This window comes from Micromonospora cabrerizensis, assembly GCF_022230955.1.
GTDB classification, from domain to species: Bacteria; Actinomycetota; Actinomycetes; order Mycobacteriales; family Micromonosporaceae; genus Micromonospora; species Micromonospora cabrerizensis.
The window spans coordinates 26,343-40,805 of sequence record NZ_JAKKFI010000046.1; the positions used below are offsets into that span (position 1 = coordinate 26,343).

Sequence of the window (14,463 nt, forward strand, 5' to 3'; positions counted from 1 at the left end):
CGGGTGTGGCCGGTGCGCGGCCGACCGGTCGGACACGATGCCCCAGGTGAGCGTTTCCGCCCGCGTCGGCTCAGGCAGTGGCGTCATCCTGCCGTCTGAGCGCGCCGCGTCGGGCCGACGATCTCGGGTTCCCTGATCACCCGTGGCGGCACCGGTTGCCAGCGGATCTCTGCGGCGCTAGGTTGAAACGTCATTGATGAGGATCTCTATGGCAAGGTACCCGGGGGCCGCATGTCCACGTCTGTCACTCGCCGCACCGTCCTGGCCGGTGGTGCCGGCGCCGCCATCGGCCTCGCGCTGCCCGGCTCCGCCGCCCAGGCCGGTGGCCACCACCCCGCCAGCGTGAGATTTACCCTCGACGCGAGGACGCTCGACGGCGGTGAGCAGATCACCTCGGTCACCCTCGACACCAGCCGGCTCGGGCCGATCGACCCCGCCGGGCTCACCCCCGGCACGTTCACCGTGCATGCCCGGGCCACCAGCCCGATCCCGATGGCACCCGGCGACCTGATCTTCAGCGAGTACGACCTGGACCGCACCGTGACCGCGGCGCGGCTCGACCGGCGCGGAAACATCGTGCTGGAGCTGAGCCACGCCGAAGGTCAGCTCGGCGGCGGCACCCTCGGCTACATCGTGAGCAGGGGCCGCAACGTCCGGCTGGACCTCGTCTACACCATTACGCAGAACACCCCGCTCGTCCGGCGCCACGGCTCGCCGGTCACCATCACGCGCTTCGTGCAGGGGCGGCTGTCGAACCCCGAGGTGGACGCCTTCAGCCACCACGTCTCGGGCTCGGGCCTGAAGTACCGGTTGTACTCCCCGGAGCGCTCGCCCCGCCAGAGTCGGCCGCCGCTGATCCTCTGGCTGCACGGTGGCGGCGAGGGTGCCTCACTGCCCGACGACTACTACGACAACGAGACCACGCTGCGTGCCAACCGCGGCGCGCTGGGCTTCGCCACCCCGGAGGCTCAACGGATCTTCGCCGGCGCGTACGTCGTCGCTCCGCAGAGCACCTCCTACTGGATGGAGGACGGCCCCCGGTTCGCCCCGCTGATCCGCGAGATCGTCCAGGACCTCGTCCGTCGCAGGCGCGTCGACCCGGACCGGATCTACGTGGCCGGTTGCAGCAACGGCGGCTACATGTCCCTGGAGATGACCGTCGCCTATCCCGACCTGTTCGCCGCGTCGGTGCCGATCTGCGGTGTCGTCGAGCCGCTCGGCGGGGACGGTCCGCCGCTCATCACCGACGCGGAGCTGGCCAGCATCCACACCCCGACCTGGCTGGTCACCTCGCGTGACGACGACACCGTGCCACCCGAGACCAACACGATCCACGCCCACGACCTCATCCCGAGATCACTGATCACCCTGTACGACCACGTCGTCTGGAACGGCTACCAGTTCCCCGGTCACTGGTCCTGGATCTACGTGGCCCGCAACGACCCGAGCCGCAACGGCACCCACATCTGGGAGTGGATGGCCCGCCGTCGTCGGTGATCGGCGTCCGAGGTGGAGCGTGCGGGCCACCCGCGTGTCCCCTTCGGCGGGGGCCAGCGTGTCCCACCCCTGTGCTCTAATCCCGTCATGCATGTCGTGGTCACCGGCGCACTCGTCGCAGACGGCAGGGTCCTGCTGGTACACCGCAGTCCGACCCGCCGGGCCTACCCAGACCTCTGGGACCTGCCCGGAGGGCATGTCGAAGCGGGTGAGTCCGAGCTACAAGCCCTCGCGCGCGAGATGCACGAGGAGGTCGGTGTTCACATCGCGGCGGAGTCCACTTCCCGTCTGGGCGACTGGCGTGCCGGCAGTGGTGAGGACGCCGTTCACGTGAGCGTCTGGCACATCGGAGCCTGGGCCGGCTCCCCCACCAACTGTGCACCTGACGAGCATGACGACATCGCCTGGACCAGCATCGACGAGCTGGGCGACCTCCCCCTCGCACATGGCGACCTGGCGGCACTGCTCAAGCCTGACCGGCTGCCGCGTGGGCTCCGACAGGCCCTTCCCGCACTCCAGGACCGCAGAGTTGAGGGGGTAGGGGCATGGCAAAGCTGACCTACGTGACAAACGTGTCGCTTGACGGCTACATCGAGGACGATCGCGGCGCGATCGACTGGTTTCCGCTCGGCGACGAGGTGTTCGCGTTCCACACCCACCTTTTGCGATCCGTGGGCACGCTTCTCTACGGGCGGCGACTGTACGAAGCGATGGCCGTCTGGGAGACCGACGCCGCTCTGGCCGCGCGGTCCGACCTCACGGCCGACTTCGCCAGCGCCTGGCAGGCGGCCAGCAAGGTCGTCTACTCCACGACCCTCGCCGCGGCGTCGACCGCCGACACCCGACTCGAACGTCGTTTCGACCCCGCCGCGGTGCGCGAAATGAAGGCCGCGGCCAGCAGCGATCTCACCGTAGGAGGCGCGAACCTCGCGGCGCAGGCTTTCCAGGCTGGGCTGGTCGACGAGTGCCAGCTGATCGTCCTGCCCGTCGTCCTCGGCGGCGGCAAGCCAGGGCTGCCGACCGGCATGCGCGCCGACCTTGAGCTCCTCGATGAGCGCCGGTTCGAGAATGGTGTCGTACACCTTCGCTATCGCACTCTCGGGCAGTGAACGACAGCCCCGTCCGGGTCGCGTCGCCCCGCGTCGCCGAACGCACGGCGGTGGTTCAGTGGCCGCGGAACGCCTCCTCCAGCCACCACGAGGCGCGCCCCGCGCTGACCTTGGCGTCGACCACCAGCGGCCGGTCACGAGGGCCAGCGAGCCAGCGGCGTACCGGTCCGAGATCCTCGACGGTCCGGACGGTCAACCCGTCGCAGCCGTAGCCACGGGCGATCGCGGCCAGGTCGGTCTCGGGGAAGGTGACCGTCCCCAACGGGTGCCCGTCCGGGCCGAAGTGGTGCACCTCGGCGCCGTACGCCGCGTCGTCGTAGATCACCACGACGAGGGGCAGCGCCAGCCGGACGGCGGTGACCAGTTCGGTCGCGGACATGACGAAGCCACCGTCGCCGAGCGCCGCGACGGTGAGCCGGTCCGGCCGGGCGACCGCCGCGCCGAGCGCACTGGCCAGTCCGAGCCCGACCGACTGGAACGCCTGGGTGAAGCAGAACCCGGCCACGTCCGGCACGTCGAGCCACATCGACGGGTAGCCCATGAAGTTGCCCGAGTCGACCACCACCGTCCGGTCGGGCGGCAGCAGGTCGTCCAGGGCGGCCGAGAGGGTCCTCGGGTCGAGCGTCTCCGGGGCGCCGGCCTGCGCCGGCCCACCCTCGTCCGTGTACGGGACCGTCCGCCACCGGCCGTGATCCTGAATCCGCTTCGCCAGCTCCGGCGTACGCCAGCCGCCGGGCGCGGCGTTCACGTACCCCGTGGAGCCGGCACCCAGCCGGCCGAGCACCGCCTCGGCGACCGCCGACACGTCGCCGGCCACCGTCACGTCAACCGGCCGGTTCACCCCGAACGCGGCCGGGTCGCGGTCCACCTGGGCGACGACGGCGGAGGGCGGGATCAGTTCGCCGTGCCGGGTCGTCCACATGTTCAGCGTGCTGCCCCACGCGACGACCAGGTCCGCCGCGCCGATCAGCTCGGCGGCGAGCGGGGTGGCGAAGCCTCCCGCCACGTCGACGTACCACGGGTTGCCGGCGAACAGTCCCTTCGCCGCGGCCGAGACCGCCAGCAGCGCGCCGCACGCGTCGGCGAGCCGGGTCAGCGGTTCCCGGGCCGCCCGTGCGCCCCGACCCGCGACGAAGACCGGTCGACGGGCGGCCTGGAGCGCGGCCAGCAGCGGTTCGACCTGCGGGACGGCGGCCGGGGTCGGCGCGACCGCAGGGATCGGGCCGGACCACGGTTCGGTCACGGTGAGCTGCACCTCCAACGGGAGGCCCAGCACCACCGTCGCGCCCCGGGCCGCGGCCCGGTACGCCGCGCCCGCGTCCTCGGCCGCGTGTGTCGCGCGTACCCGAAGGAAGTCGGCCCCGACCGAGGCGGCGAGTGCCGGCAGGTCGATGAAGAAGTTCGACCGGGGGGCCGTCGCCTCGGGGGCCAGGACCACCACCGGGGTACGGCTCTTCGCGGCCTCGGTGAGGCCGGTCAGCGCGTTGGTGACGCCCGGGCCCTGGTGCACCGAGAGCAGACCCACCGTCCCGGAGGTGCGGGCGTACCCGTCCGCCATGCTCGCCGCACCGCCCTCGTGAGCCGCCGCCACGAACCGGGCACCAGCCGCCACGAGCGCGTTCGTGACATGGAAGTTGCCACTGCCGACCACTCCGAAGACGTACCGCGCGCCGTGTTCGTACAGAACCCGCCCGACCACCTCGGCGACCCGCATCTGTGGCCCGGTCCTACCGTTCGACCAGCGCGAGGACCCGGCACGGGCTGCCGGACCCGGAGACGATCGGCAGCGGCCCGGCGATCACCACCGCGCCGGTCGTCGGCAACTGCGCCAGGTTGCGGAGCTGGGTCAGGCCGTACTTCTCCTGGCCGAGCAGGAACGAGTGGCACGGGAACGGCGGGTCGAACGAGTGCGCGGCGCCCGCGTCGGTGCCGACCGTCTCCACCCCGACGCCCTGGATCGGCGACTCCTCGGCCAGCCAGCGGGCGCACTCGACGGAGATGCCCGGGGTACGACCGGCGTTGGCGTACCGCTCCGGGTCGTCGCCGTACGCGTCCCAGCCGGTGCGGTAGAGCAGCCAGCCACCGGTGGGCAGCCCGCCGTGTTCCGCCTCCCACGCCTTGATGTGCTCGACCTCGAGCAGGAAGTCAGGGTTGTCGGCGGCGTCGGCCGCGTGGTCGATGACCACCGCCGGGGCGATCAACTGGCTGACCGGAACCTGCGAGACGTCCGCGCCCTGTTGACCGGAGACCCAGTGCACCGGGGCGTCGAAGTGGGTGCCGGTGTGCTCGCCGGTGGAGAAGTTGTTCCAGTACCAGGCGGGACCCCGGTCGTCGTACCGGCTGATCTCGCTGAGCCGGAACGGCCAGGTCTGGCCGAACTGCTCGGGCAGGCCCAGGATCGGGGTCTGGTCCGAGAGCGGAGCGGTGAGGTCGACAACCTGGATCCGGCCGCTGGAAAGAGCGGCGACAAACTCCTGCAGCACCGTCATGCGGCGACGGTACACCGCGTGCACGCTCCACGATGGATCCTCGATCGGGAGGTGTCGGTGTCAGAGACCGTCCCCGACCGGTCAGCTGATCTGCTCGGCCAGCGCGACGATGATGCCGGCGGGGCCGCGCAGATAACAGAGCCGGTAGCTGTTCTCGTACCGCACCAGTTCGCCGACGAGTTCGGCTCCGTGTGGCCGCAGGCGGTCGAGGACGGCGTCCATGTCCTCGACGGCGAACATGATGCGATGCGCGCCCAGCGTGTTCGCCGGGGCGTGCGGATCACCGTCGGGGCTCGACGGCGTGTGGTACCGGGTCAGCTCGACCCGTCCGTGGCCGTCGGGGGTGCGCATCACCGCGATGTCTGAGCGGACTCCCCCAAGCCCGACCAGACGATCGACGGCGCTGCCCTCGACCGTCGCCTCGCCCTCCAGCTCCAGTCCGAGTGCCACGAAGAATGCCCGGGCGGCCGCCAGGTCGTCGACGACGATGGCGATGTTGTCCATCCGCTGGATCGTCCCACGCCCAGGTTGGGGGTCGCGCTGGTCGGTGTCGTTCATGGTGATCTCCCGTCGGGATGGTCCGCCGGGGTTGGTGGCACCGGCCTGGTCCATCGTCCCAGCTCCCCAGTCGCAGGATGGGAAAGGGCCCGGCGCGGAGAGGGGTCCTCCGCGCCGGGCCACGGCCGGGTGGGGTCAGCCGACGCAGGTGGCCGTCACGCCTGGGCCGGTGCCGGTGCCCTGGAAGCCGAAGGTGGTCGACTGCCGGCCGAGGACGCGTCCGTTGTAGCCCACGTTCGTGAACTGGACGGTGCCGCTGGAGCCGCTGGCCTGGGCGTTCCAGGTGCCGGTGATCGCGGCGCCGCCGGGCAGAGCGACGGTCACGGTCCAGCCGTTGATGTCCGACTTGCCGGCGGTGACCGTCACGCTCGCGGTGAAGCCACCGGCCCACTGGTTGACCGCCACGTCCGCGTAGCAGCCGTCACCGGCCGGCGGCGTGGTGTTCGGCGGAGGGGTCGTCGGCGGGGTGGTCGTCGGCGGGGTCGTGGTCGGCGGCGTGGTCGTGGGCGGCGCGGTGGTGGGCGGGTTGGGCGCGCCGTTGGCCAGGCTGAAGGCCAGGTCAGGCTGGAACGAACCGGCCGTGTAGCGGCAGCCGTCCGCCTCCCCCGGCGGCTTCACCCAGAGGTACGCGTCGATGTTGGCGTCGCCGGTGTTGGTCGTCGGGTACTGCCCGATGCGACGGTCGGTGTTGTCGTCGCCGCACCAGTCCCCGCTCGCGCCACCGTTACGGCTGGTGTCGATGACCTGGCGCTTACCCGAGATCCCCATGCCGTTGAGGGAGGAGATGACCGCCCGACCGAAGTTCGCCTCGTTGGAGGTGGAGTTGTAGTTCGACACGTTGGTGAAGAAGCCGTCGGCGTACTGCACGCCGGCTGCCCGGAGCCGGTTTGCCGTCTCACCCGCGCTGTTCCAGGTGGAGTGGCCGCCGTCGAGGTACACCTTGGCATTGGGGTTGCCCGACTTGATGGTCCGGGTGGCGGTCGAGATCGCCTCGTTACGCGCGTTGATCTCCGCGCTGCTCAGGCACGTCAGCAGGGCGAGCGAGTCGGTTTCCAGGATGATGATGACCGTCTGGTTGCCCAGTCCCCTGGCGAAGTTGGACACCCACGTCTGGTACTGGTTTAGGTCGGGCGCCCCACCGGCGCTGGCCCCGCCGCAGTCCCGGTTGGTGATCTCGTACACCGCCAACACCGGGATCTGCTGCGCCGCGTTGGCGGCGCCGATGTGCTCGGAGACCTCGGACTGCACGGTCGACGGGTTGAAGTTGGCGAACCAGCGGGCCTGCGGCTGGCTGGCGATCTTGTCGCGGATGACGGCGGCACGCGAGTCGCCGGGGTTGGCGGCGACCCAGCGGACGACGGCCGAGCTCGGGTCGCGGTACAGGGATCCGGAAAGAGTGCCGGCGGAGGCGCTGCTGACGGCGAGGCAGACGCCGACGGCAGTAGCGCCGGCGACGGCCGCCACGCTGATGGCCGCGGATCTGCGGCGCAGCGAGGAGAGGATAGCCACGACGTGTTGCCTCCTGATCACATTGATGTTACCAAGTTTGTGGGAGCGTTCCCATGGACGGTAGCGGAGGCGCGCGTCGCTGCCAAGGCGTGCAGGCTCATCGATGGGTCAGCGGCGACGCCGGTGCGTCAGCCAGCGGCATCGCAGGCGGCGGTGCCCAGCCGACCGAAGGACGACCGCAGTGCGGCAGGGGAAGGCCAACACTGAGGTCCATCGATGTTGCCAGAGCGGTCCCAGTGTGTTGGAATTGCTCATATCGCCGCAGCGCGGGGGCAACCGCGTTGAGAACGGCCAGCACGGGAGCATCGCAGTGCCGGCAGCGCGCCGCTTCGACGGTCGCTCGCATGCCGCATCGCCGGGCCACCTCCAGGACGACGGGCATCGTGCCGGGCAGGCATTCTCGCCCGCCGTACGTACTCCCCCAGTGCGTGCCCCCGACGGCCGACGCGCTCGACGCCTGACACTCCGGGCGTCCGATTCGGTCCGCCAGCGCACCAAAACCGGCGACGAGGTGAAAGCAATCATGACTACCCGAGAGAGCTTCGCGGGTTGGTACCGAAACCGCTTCGTGTGGGTGGCGGTGATCCTGCTGGTGGTGTCGGCCGGCACGGTCGTCCTGCTCAACCGGGCCGGGCCGGAGGCGGAGCCGGCGGATCTGCACGGCCAGATCGTGGCCCGGATGCGTACCACGCTCGAGCGGGCGGACCCGGGGCAGCACAACCACGCCGGACACGCCGTCCAGCAGGTGACCACCGAGGAGAAGCCGGCGGTGATCTGCGGGGTCCGCGTCTACGGCTACGAGCCGGCCGAGGTCACCGCGCTCGCCGACGTGCAGACCGTCTACGGCTTTCACCTCTGTGGAGTAGCCGAGCAGAAGCGCCCCTGGGACGTGGCGGTCAAGCTGGCCGGCCCCGTGATCATGGACATGTCCAGCGACCCTCCGGGCATCCAGGTGGTCGAGGCGACCGCCGACGTCATGTTCACCGACCGACTGCGGGAGATGTTCCCGGACAAGTACGAGCAACTGGCACTCAAGGAGGCGCTGACCGCCTCGGAGATGGCCGACCAGCGCCGCCGGTACGACGCCGCAGCCGGGCTGTGATCATGCCGGGCTGCCGGTGGCGCGGTCACACCCGCACCGACCCGGCCGCCTGATCGGACTTTGCGGAACCAGAGGCCCGCCATCTTCTGCGCCGGACCCTCCCGGTAGCTGCGCGCTGCCCACATTCCACCACAAATAGATAAGCATTGATATTTACAGGGATAGATGTAACAGTTGGGTGGGAGCGTTCCCATCTAGATCTTTAGTACCGAAGAGCGGAGGATGAACAGTGCATCCACACAAGTTCGACCAATCCGGCGGGCGATCCCGGTCGACCGCCCGCCAGTCCCTCCGAGCGCTCGTCTTGCTGTTCGCCATGGTGGTCGGCATGCTGCCCTGGGCCGGCGCAGCTCAGGCGCACGGCACCGTCATCAACCCGGCGAGCCGCGCCTACCAGTGCTGGAAGGCCTGGGGCAACCAGCACACGAACCCGGCCATGCAGCAACAGGACCCGATGTGCTGGCAGGCGTTCCAGGCCAATCCCGACACCATGTGGAACTGGATGAGCCAGTTGCGGGACGGCCTGGCCGGCCAGTTCCAGGCCCGCACCCCGGACGGACAGCTGTGCAGCAACGCCCTCTCCAGGAACAACACGGTGAACAAGCCCGGGGCGTGGAAGGCGACAAACGTCAGCCGCAACTTCACGGTCCAGATGTACGACCAGGCCAGCCACGGTGCTGACTACTTCCGGGTCTACGTCACCAAGCAGGGATTCAACCCGGCCACCCAGCAGCTCGGGTGGGGCAACCTCGACCTGGTCACGACGACCGGGCGCTACGCGCCAGCGCAGAACATCTCGTTCAACGTCTCGGTCTCCGGACGCACCGGCAACCACATCCTGTTCGTGGTCTGGAAGGCGTCACACATGGACCAGACCTACATGTGGTGCAGCGACATCAACGTCGCCTGATCAGCAACACGGCACTGGTCCGGCCCAGGACGTCAACGTCCTGGGCCGGATCGCTCCTCCGGCAGTCCTGGCGACCGAGGCGTCGCGAAGGGCTGGACCAGATCTGTAAACAACCCTTGATATTAAACTTCACGAACGTCAATATGTGGAGGTCACGGGTCGCCGAAGCCTGGGGAGTGAGCCATGAGACGACGTCGGATATTCGCAGTGGTAGCCGGGGCGGCGATGACGGTCACCGCCGCCGTCGCGTTCGTCCCCAGCAGCATGGCGGCCGTGTCCTCGGCCAACGCCGTCCCGATGGTCGCCTGCAGCGCCCCGGGCTGGGCCGAGGGCACCACGTACCAGGCGGGCGGGCAGGTCACCTACGGCAGCCGGCTCTACCAGGCGCTGGTCACCCACACCGCGCACCCCGGGGCCGGCTGGAACCCCGCCGCGACCCCCTCACTGTGGCGTGACCTGGGCGCCTGCTCGGGAACCACTCCGCCGCCGACCACGCCACCGCCGACGACCCCGCCACCCACCACGCCACCGCCCACCATGCCGCCACCGACCACGCCGCCGCCGACCGGCGGAACCTGCGCGGTGAAGTCGCGGCCCACCGGCAAGGTGTTGCAGGGCTACTGGGAGAACTGGGACGGCGCCTCCAACGGCGTACACCCCGGCCTGGGCTGGATCCCCATCACCGACAGCCGACTCGGCCAGCACGGCTACAACGTGATCAACGCGGCGTTCCCGGTGATCCGCTCGGACGGCACGGTCCTCTGGGAGAACGGCATGGACGCCGGCGTGAAGGTGGCCACCCCGGCCGAGATGTGCCAGGCCAAAGCCGCCGGCGCCACCATCCTGATGTCGATCGGCGGTGCCGCCGCGGGCATCGACCTGAGCTCCGCCGCGGTCGCCGACCGGTTCGTCGCGACGATCGTGCCGATCCTGACGGCCTACCACTTCGACGGCATCGACATCGACATCGAGACCGGCCTGACCGGCAGCGGCAACATCAACACCCTGTCGACGTCGCAGGCGAACCTGATCCGGATCATCGACGGGGTGCTGGCCCGGATGCCGTCGAACTTCGGCCTGACCATGGCACCGGAGACGGCCTACGTCACCGGCGGCAGCGTGGTCTACGGCTCGATCTGGGGCTCGTACCTGCCGATCATCAAGAAGTACGTGGACAACGGCCGGCTCTGGTGGCTGAACATGCAGTACTACAACGGCAGCATGTACGGCTGCGCCGGCGACTCGTACCCGGCGGGCACCGTGCAGGGCTTCACCGTGCAGACGCAGTGCCTGAACAACGGCCTCACCATCCAGGGCACCACCATCCGCGTCCCGTACGACAAGCAGGTGCCGGGCCTGCCCGCGCAGACCGGGGCGGGCGGCGGCTACATGTCGACGTCGCTGGTCACGCAGGCCTGGAACTCCGTGCCCGGCCTCAAGGGCCTGATGACCTGGTCGGCGAACTGGGACGGGTCGAAGGGATGGACCTTCGGCGACAACGTGAAGCGCCTGCAGGGCCGCTGACGGGTGATGCGCCGGGCATACCGTCCGCCACACGGCAGGCGGATGCCCGGCAACTCGTCGGGTCGCACCAGCACCGCGACCCAGTCGTGCGCTCCGGCGGAACGCCGAGCAGGAATGAGGAGTAACCGGCGCCGCCCCACGGGGCGTTCTGAGCGGACCGAGGCGCTACCTGGACGATGGAGCACCGCTCGGGCGCGGGCCGGGTGGCGGTCCGCTCGGCGGGGTCCGGCCCGGGCCGCCGGCCCCGTCATCGCCGGGACGCTGCCCTCCGGTCGGTGTGGTGGTCGTGTCGACACCGACGTCGAGCGAGACCGTATAACCGCTGGTGATATCACCGGTCACGCTGCCGAGTTGGCGAACGCCGTCGTCGTCGCCGAAGACGGTGTCGTCCTGGACGGTGACCTGAGCGAGGTTGGCGACGGAGCTCTCGTAGCCCGGCTGCGCGTACACCGTGTCGCAGGTGCTCTTGGGCAGCGCGACCTGTGAGGTCGCGACGGCCCTGCTCGCGTCGGTGCTGCTCGCCTGGTCCGGGTAGACCTCGAAGTGGATGTGGGGCAGCGTCCGGCGTAGCAGGCGGGGAAGATGCTGGTGAAACACGCCGTGCCGGCCTGTTTCACAAGAACTGGCCCTAGGCGAAGGTGCCGCGGGTGCGTGCCGCGATGCGGATGGTGGTGCCCGCGGGTCCGCTGACGACGAGGAGGTAGTCGGCCATCTGCCCGACCACCCACAGGCCCATTCCCCCGTTTTCGGACAGGGCCGGTCGCTCGGTGCGCGGAACGTAGTGCGCTGTGTCGAAGCCCGGCCCGTGGTCGGTGACTTCACAGGTGAGCTGGCCGTCCAGGAGCAGGCGTAGGCCACCTCTGCCGCCCCCGTGCCGAATCACGTTGATCATAAGTTCGTTGACCGCGGTGACCCAGTTGTCCATCTCGTCGTGGTCGAGGCCGCACCGCCCACTGACCGCCTGGACCTCGCGTCGGACGCGGTTGAGGTCGGCGAGGGTGAACGACGTCGAGAGCAGGGGCTTCCTGGCGGTGGGGGCATGGCGGTCGAGCGGTGGGTGCGCCACTGCTTCCCCTCCCTGTCGGACGTGGGGCCGGTGAACGTGCCGGCGGCACGAGGGAGGATAGCTCTCCGGAACGGTTCACCGGACCTTCGACGCATCGATGTGACATGGGAAGGTACCCCACGTCAGCGACGCGACACTGTTGATCTCGCTGCTGGTATGCGGTCGGGCGGCGGCACCTTCCGGTGCGGGACCACCAGTGCGACGGCGGATCGTCTGCACCTAGGGCGGGCATGGGTATGGCTGCGTCGAAATCACCCGATCAGTTGACTACCCGTTGGCAGACCGGCCCGGGCCAGTCGTCCACCCCTCGCGCTGTCGGCCCTGCGGCGGCCGGATTCACCGACCGTCGCAGGGCGCGGGGCCCTCAAGGAGTGACAGCGAGCTGCACCCTCAGCTTGGCCAGCGCGCGGGTAAGCAGCCGGGAGACGTGCATCTGTGACACCCCGACCTGCTCGGCGATGCCCTGCTGGGTCAAGTTGCCGTGAAAGCACAGTGCGATGACCTTCCGCTCCCGGTCGTCAAGGCGCACGAGGGCCGATGCGAGAGCCACCCTCAGCTCGGCGAGGGCGAGTTCGTTGTCGTCGCCGCCGAGGGTGTCGCCCAGTTCCCTGGACGTGGTGCCATCGCCGACCGGGGTGGACAGTGAGACCGCGTTGTAGGCACGGGCGCCTTCCAGCCCTTCCAGGACCTCCTCCTCCGTGAGGTCCAGATGTCCGGCGACGTCGGCGACGGTCGGCGAGCGACCCAGCAGCTGGGTGAGCGTGTTGTTGGCCTCGGCGATGGCGAGTCGCCGCTCCTGCAACCGTCGGGGAACACGGACGTCCCAGGTGCGGTCACGGAAGTGCCGCTTGATCTCCCCGACGATGGTGGGGACCGCGTAGCTGACGAATTCGATCCCACGTGACGGGTCGAACCGGTCGACCGCGTTGATCAGCCCCAGCGCCGCCGTCTGGGTCAGGTCCTCGTTCGGCTCGCCGCGGCCGCTGTAGCGCCGGGCGAGGTGATGGGCCAGCGGAAGCCAGGCCTCGATGGCCCGGGTCCGGGCGGCGGGCCTGGACGGATGATCAACCGGCAGCGCGACCAGCACGGCGAGGAGGTGGCTGGCTGGCGACTCGGGCGCGGTGCAGCGGTCAGTCGGGCTGTTCGTTGGCGCGGGCCGACCCGTCGAGACGGTGATCATTGGTTTCCTCCGCTGTCCGATGTGGGCGTCGTCGCGACCTCCGCAGGGGGAACCGCATCGTGCCCAGACCGGGCGGGTCACCAGCCGCCGCGTGAACCTGTATCAAAGGACATCAGGTGGGCCTTCACGGCCGCTGCGGTTGCCGGATCGTCGGTCACGTGCGGACTCCCGAGACTCGGGATCGTGTCGGGCACGTGGCTTGACCCAGTGGAAAGCCTAGAACGGGCGGCGGGATTCTGCCACTGGTGCGGTTGCCTCTCCGGTGTGCAGGGGCGGCCCGGCGGGGCCGCGGGCGATACCCTCTCGTTCGGCGCCACCGCCAGGCGTCAGCACGGCATCGGCGGCGAATGGTGGTCCGCGCACCCAGCAGTGCACCAACGGGCAGGTGCGCTACTGCTTACACTGCCGCCATGAACGACACCACCCGCGGCGTACGTGTCAGACGCGGTGGCCCGGCCGACGCACCCGCCGTACTGGACATGCTCGACGCCGCGGTGATCTGGATGAATGATCGCGGCAACACCGAGCAGTGGGGCACGACACCGTTCTCCCAGAAGCCCGGAGGGATCGAGCGGGTCAATCGGTACCTGACCGAGCAAACCCCGTACATCGCGGAAGTGGACGGCACGCCGGCCGCGGCAATGGTGTTGCACTCCGGGCCCGACCCGCAGGCACCGATCGCGCCGGCGGAAGAACCCGAGCGCTTCGTCCGCCTCCTGGTCTCCGACCGACGATTCGCCGGCCGGCAGCTGGGCTCGGCCCTGTTGGCACACGCCGTGAACGAGACCCGGCGGGCGGGCGTACGGCTCCTACGGGTCGACTGCTGGGCCGGCGGCGGTGGTGCGTTGGTGGCGTTCTACGAGCGCCACGGGTTCACCCCCACCCACACCTTCCTGGCGGGATCCTGGCCGGGCCAGGTGCTGGCCCAACGCGTCGACTGAGCCATCGAGGGCTCCGTCGAGCGGCAGCGCGCCGTGCTCGACACCGGGCGGCGCGGTGAGACCAACGCCGCACGATCAGCTCCACTGCCAGTCGATCAGCCGTTGGCGGCATCGCCCCGCGCCCGGCGACGCCGGGCGTCCCGGATGAGCGTCAGGGCGATGACGAGCAGGCCGAGCAGGGCGACGACGGCATTGGCGGTGGTGAGGAACACCTTCTCACCACCGCTGGCGTGGTGCAGGTGGGTCAGGTGAAAGAAGAAGTGGGGTACGGCGAAGGTGGAGAATGCCGCCGCCGCGGGGATGGTGAAGGCGGCTCGAGGTACGACGAGCGCTGTGCCGAGGACGACGGCGAGGCCGAGGGTGGCGCCGCCGAAGTCTCGCGCGTAGTGGTCGCTGAACGGCGGGGTGAGGCTGACGGTCGGAAAGTTGTTGTAGAAGCTCTCGGGAAAGACCTGGTTCCAGAACCCGACAACCAGCTCGTCGAGGAAGAGGACGGCCAGGGCGACCCGGATCAGTGCGGTCAGCACGGAATCCCGTCCGTCTGTTGACCGAGCCTGGCGCGTGGCGGCTGTGGGTGA

15 protein-coding genes are annotated in these 14,463 nt (G+C 69.8%); 7 read left to right on the forward strand and 8 right to left on the reverse strand.

The annotated features are described in order from the left end of the window. Window positions 1-231: 231 nt before the first annotated feature. From LADH09A_RS06020 to LADH09A_RS06030, 3 genes are all read left to right on the forward strand, one after another. Complete coding sequence (locus LADH09A_RS06020; RefSeq protein WP_238643775.1) at window positions 232-1,497, forward strand: prolyl oligopeptidase family serine peptidase; 1,266 nt, start codon at window positions 232-234, stop codon at window positions 1,495-1,497. A gap of 87 nt (window positions 1,498-1,584) precedes the next feature. Next, window positions 1,585-2,055, forward strand: coding sequence for an NUDIX domain-containing protein (locus LADH09A_RS06025; RefSeq protein ID WP_238643776.1), 471 nt, complete (start codon window positions 1,585-1,587; stop codon window positions 2,053-2,055). Continuing rightward, the gene (locus LADH09A_RS06030; protein WP_238643777.1) at window positions 2,043-2,606 is read left to right on the forward strand and encodes a dihydrofolate reductase family protein; all 564 of its coding nucleotides are present in this window, start codon (window positions 2,043-2,045) and stop codon (window positions 2,604-2,606) included. Before LADH09A_RS06025 ends, LADH09A_RS06030 begins: the two co-directional genes overlap by 13 nt. Window positions 2,607-2,661: 55 nt before the next feature. Here the strand turns inward: LADH09A_RS06030 and LADH09A_RS06035 are convergent, their stop codons facing one another. From LADH09A_RS06035 to LADH09A_RS06050, 4 genes are all read right to left on the reverse strand, one after another. Continuing rightward, the gene (locus LADH09A_RS06035) at window positions 2,662-4,320 is read right to left on the reverse strand and encodes a thiamine pyrophosphate-binding protein (protein ID WP_238643778.1); all 1,659 of its coding nucleotides are present in this window, start codon (window positions 4,318-4,320) and stop codon (window positions 2,662-2,664) included. 13 nt (window positions 4,321-4,333) lie between these two features. Further along, complete coding sequence (locus LADH09A_RS06040; protein WP_238643779.1) at window positions 4,334-5,095, reverse strand: cyclase family protein; 762 nt, start codon at window positions 5,093-5,095, stop codon at window positions 4,334-4,336. A gap of 81 nt (window positions 5,096-5,176) precedes the next feature. After that, the gene (locus LADH09A_RS06045) at window positions 5,177-5,707 is read right to left on the reverse strand and encodes a VOC family protein (protein ID WP_238643780.1); all 531 of its coding nucleotides are present in this window, start codon (window positions 5,705-5,707) and stop codon (window positions 5,177-5,179) included. A gap of 81 nt (window positions 5,708-5,788) precedes the next feature. Beyond that, window positions 5,789-7,162, reverse strand: a complete 1,374-nt coding sequence (locus LADH09A_RS06050; protein WP_238643782.1) for a glycoside hydrolase family 6 protein — start codon at window positions 7,160-7,162, stop codon at window positions 5,789-5,791. Window positions 7,163-7,685: 523 nt separating this feature from the next. Here LADH09A_RS06050 and LADH09A_RS06055 point away from each other — a divergent pair. The 3 genes from LADH09A_RS06055 (at window position 7,686) to LADH09A_RS06065 (ending at window position 10,698) form a co-directional block, all read left to right on the forward strand. After that, on the forward strand, window positions 7,686-8,264 hold the full coding sequence (locus LADH09A_RS06055; protein WP_238643784.1) for a hypothetical protein: 579 nt from the start codon (window positions 7,686-7,688) through the stop codon (window positions 8,262-8,264). A 328-nt stretch (window positions 8,265-8,592) separates the two neighbouring features. Next, window positions 8,593-9,174, forward strand: a complete 582-nt coding sequence (locus LADH09A_RS06060) for a lytic polysaccharide monooxygenase auxiliary activity family 9 protein (RefSeq protein WP_238643786.1) — start codon at window positions 8,593-8,595, stop codon at window positions 9,172-9,174. 183 nt (window positions 9,175-9,357) lie between these two features. After that, window positions 9,358-10,698: a carbohydrate-binding protein gene (locus LADH09A_RS06065; RefSeq protein ID WP_238643788.1), complete on the forward strand. Its 1,341-nt coding sequence runs from the start codon at window positions 9,358-9,360 to the stop codon at window positions 10,696-10,698. 165 nt (window positions 10,699-10,863) lie between these two features. On the opposite strand, the gene LADH09A_RS06070 is transcribed toward LADH09A_RS06065, so the two are convergent. From LADH09A_RS06070 to LADH09A_RS06080, 3 genes are all read right to left on the reverse strand, one after another. Continuing rightward, window positions 10,864-11,295, reverse strand: a complete 432-nt coding sequence (locus LADH09A_RS06070; RefSeq protein WP_238643790.1) for a peptidase associated/transthyretin-like domain-containing protein — start codon at window positions 11,293-11,295, stop codon at window positions 10,864-10,866. A gap of 31 nt (window positions 11,296-11,326) precedes the next feature. Next, complete coding sequence (locus tag LADH09A_RS06075) at window positions 11,327-11,764, reverse strand: ATP-binding protein (RefSeq protein ID WP_238643792.1); 438 nt, start codon at window positions 11,762-11,764, stop codon at window positions 11,327-11,329. A gap of 364 nt (window positions 11,765-12,128) precedes the next feature. Beyond that, a complete protein-coding gene (locus LADH09A_RS06080; protein WP_238643794.1) occupies window positions 12,129-12,944 on the reverse strand; it encodes a SigB/SigF/SigG family RNA polymerase sigma factor in 816 nt (271 codons plus the stop codon). Window positions 12,945-13,354: 410 nt separating this feature from the next. Here LADH09A_RS06080 and LADH09A_RS06085 point away from each other — a divergent pair, with 410 nt between their 5' ends. Further along, window positions 13,355-13,885, forward strand: a complete 531-nt coding sequence (locus LADH09A_RS06085; RefSeq protein WP_238643796.1) for a GNAT family N-acetyltransferase — start codon at window positions 13,355-13,357, stop codon at window positions 13,883-13,885. A gap of 95 nt (window positions 13,886-13,980) precedes the next feature. Here LADH09A_RS06085 and LADH09A_RS06090 read toward each other — a convergent pair whose 3' ends face one another. Next, window positions 13,981-14,412, reverse strand: coding sequence for a hypothetical protein (locus LADH09A_RS06090; protein ID WP_238643797.1), 432 nt, complete (start codon window positions 14,410-14,412; stop codon window positions 13,981-13,983). Window positions 14,413-14,463: the final 51 nt, after the last annotated feature.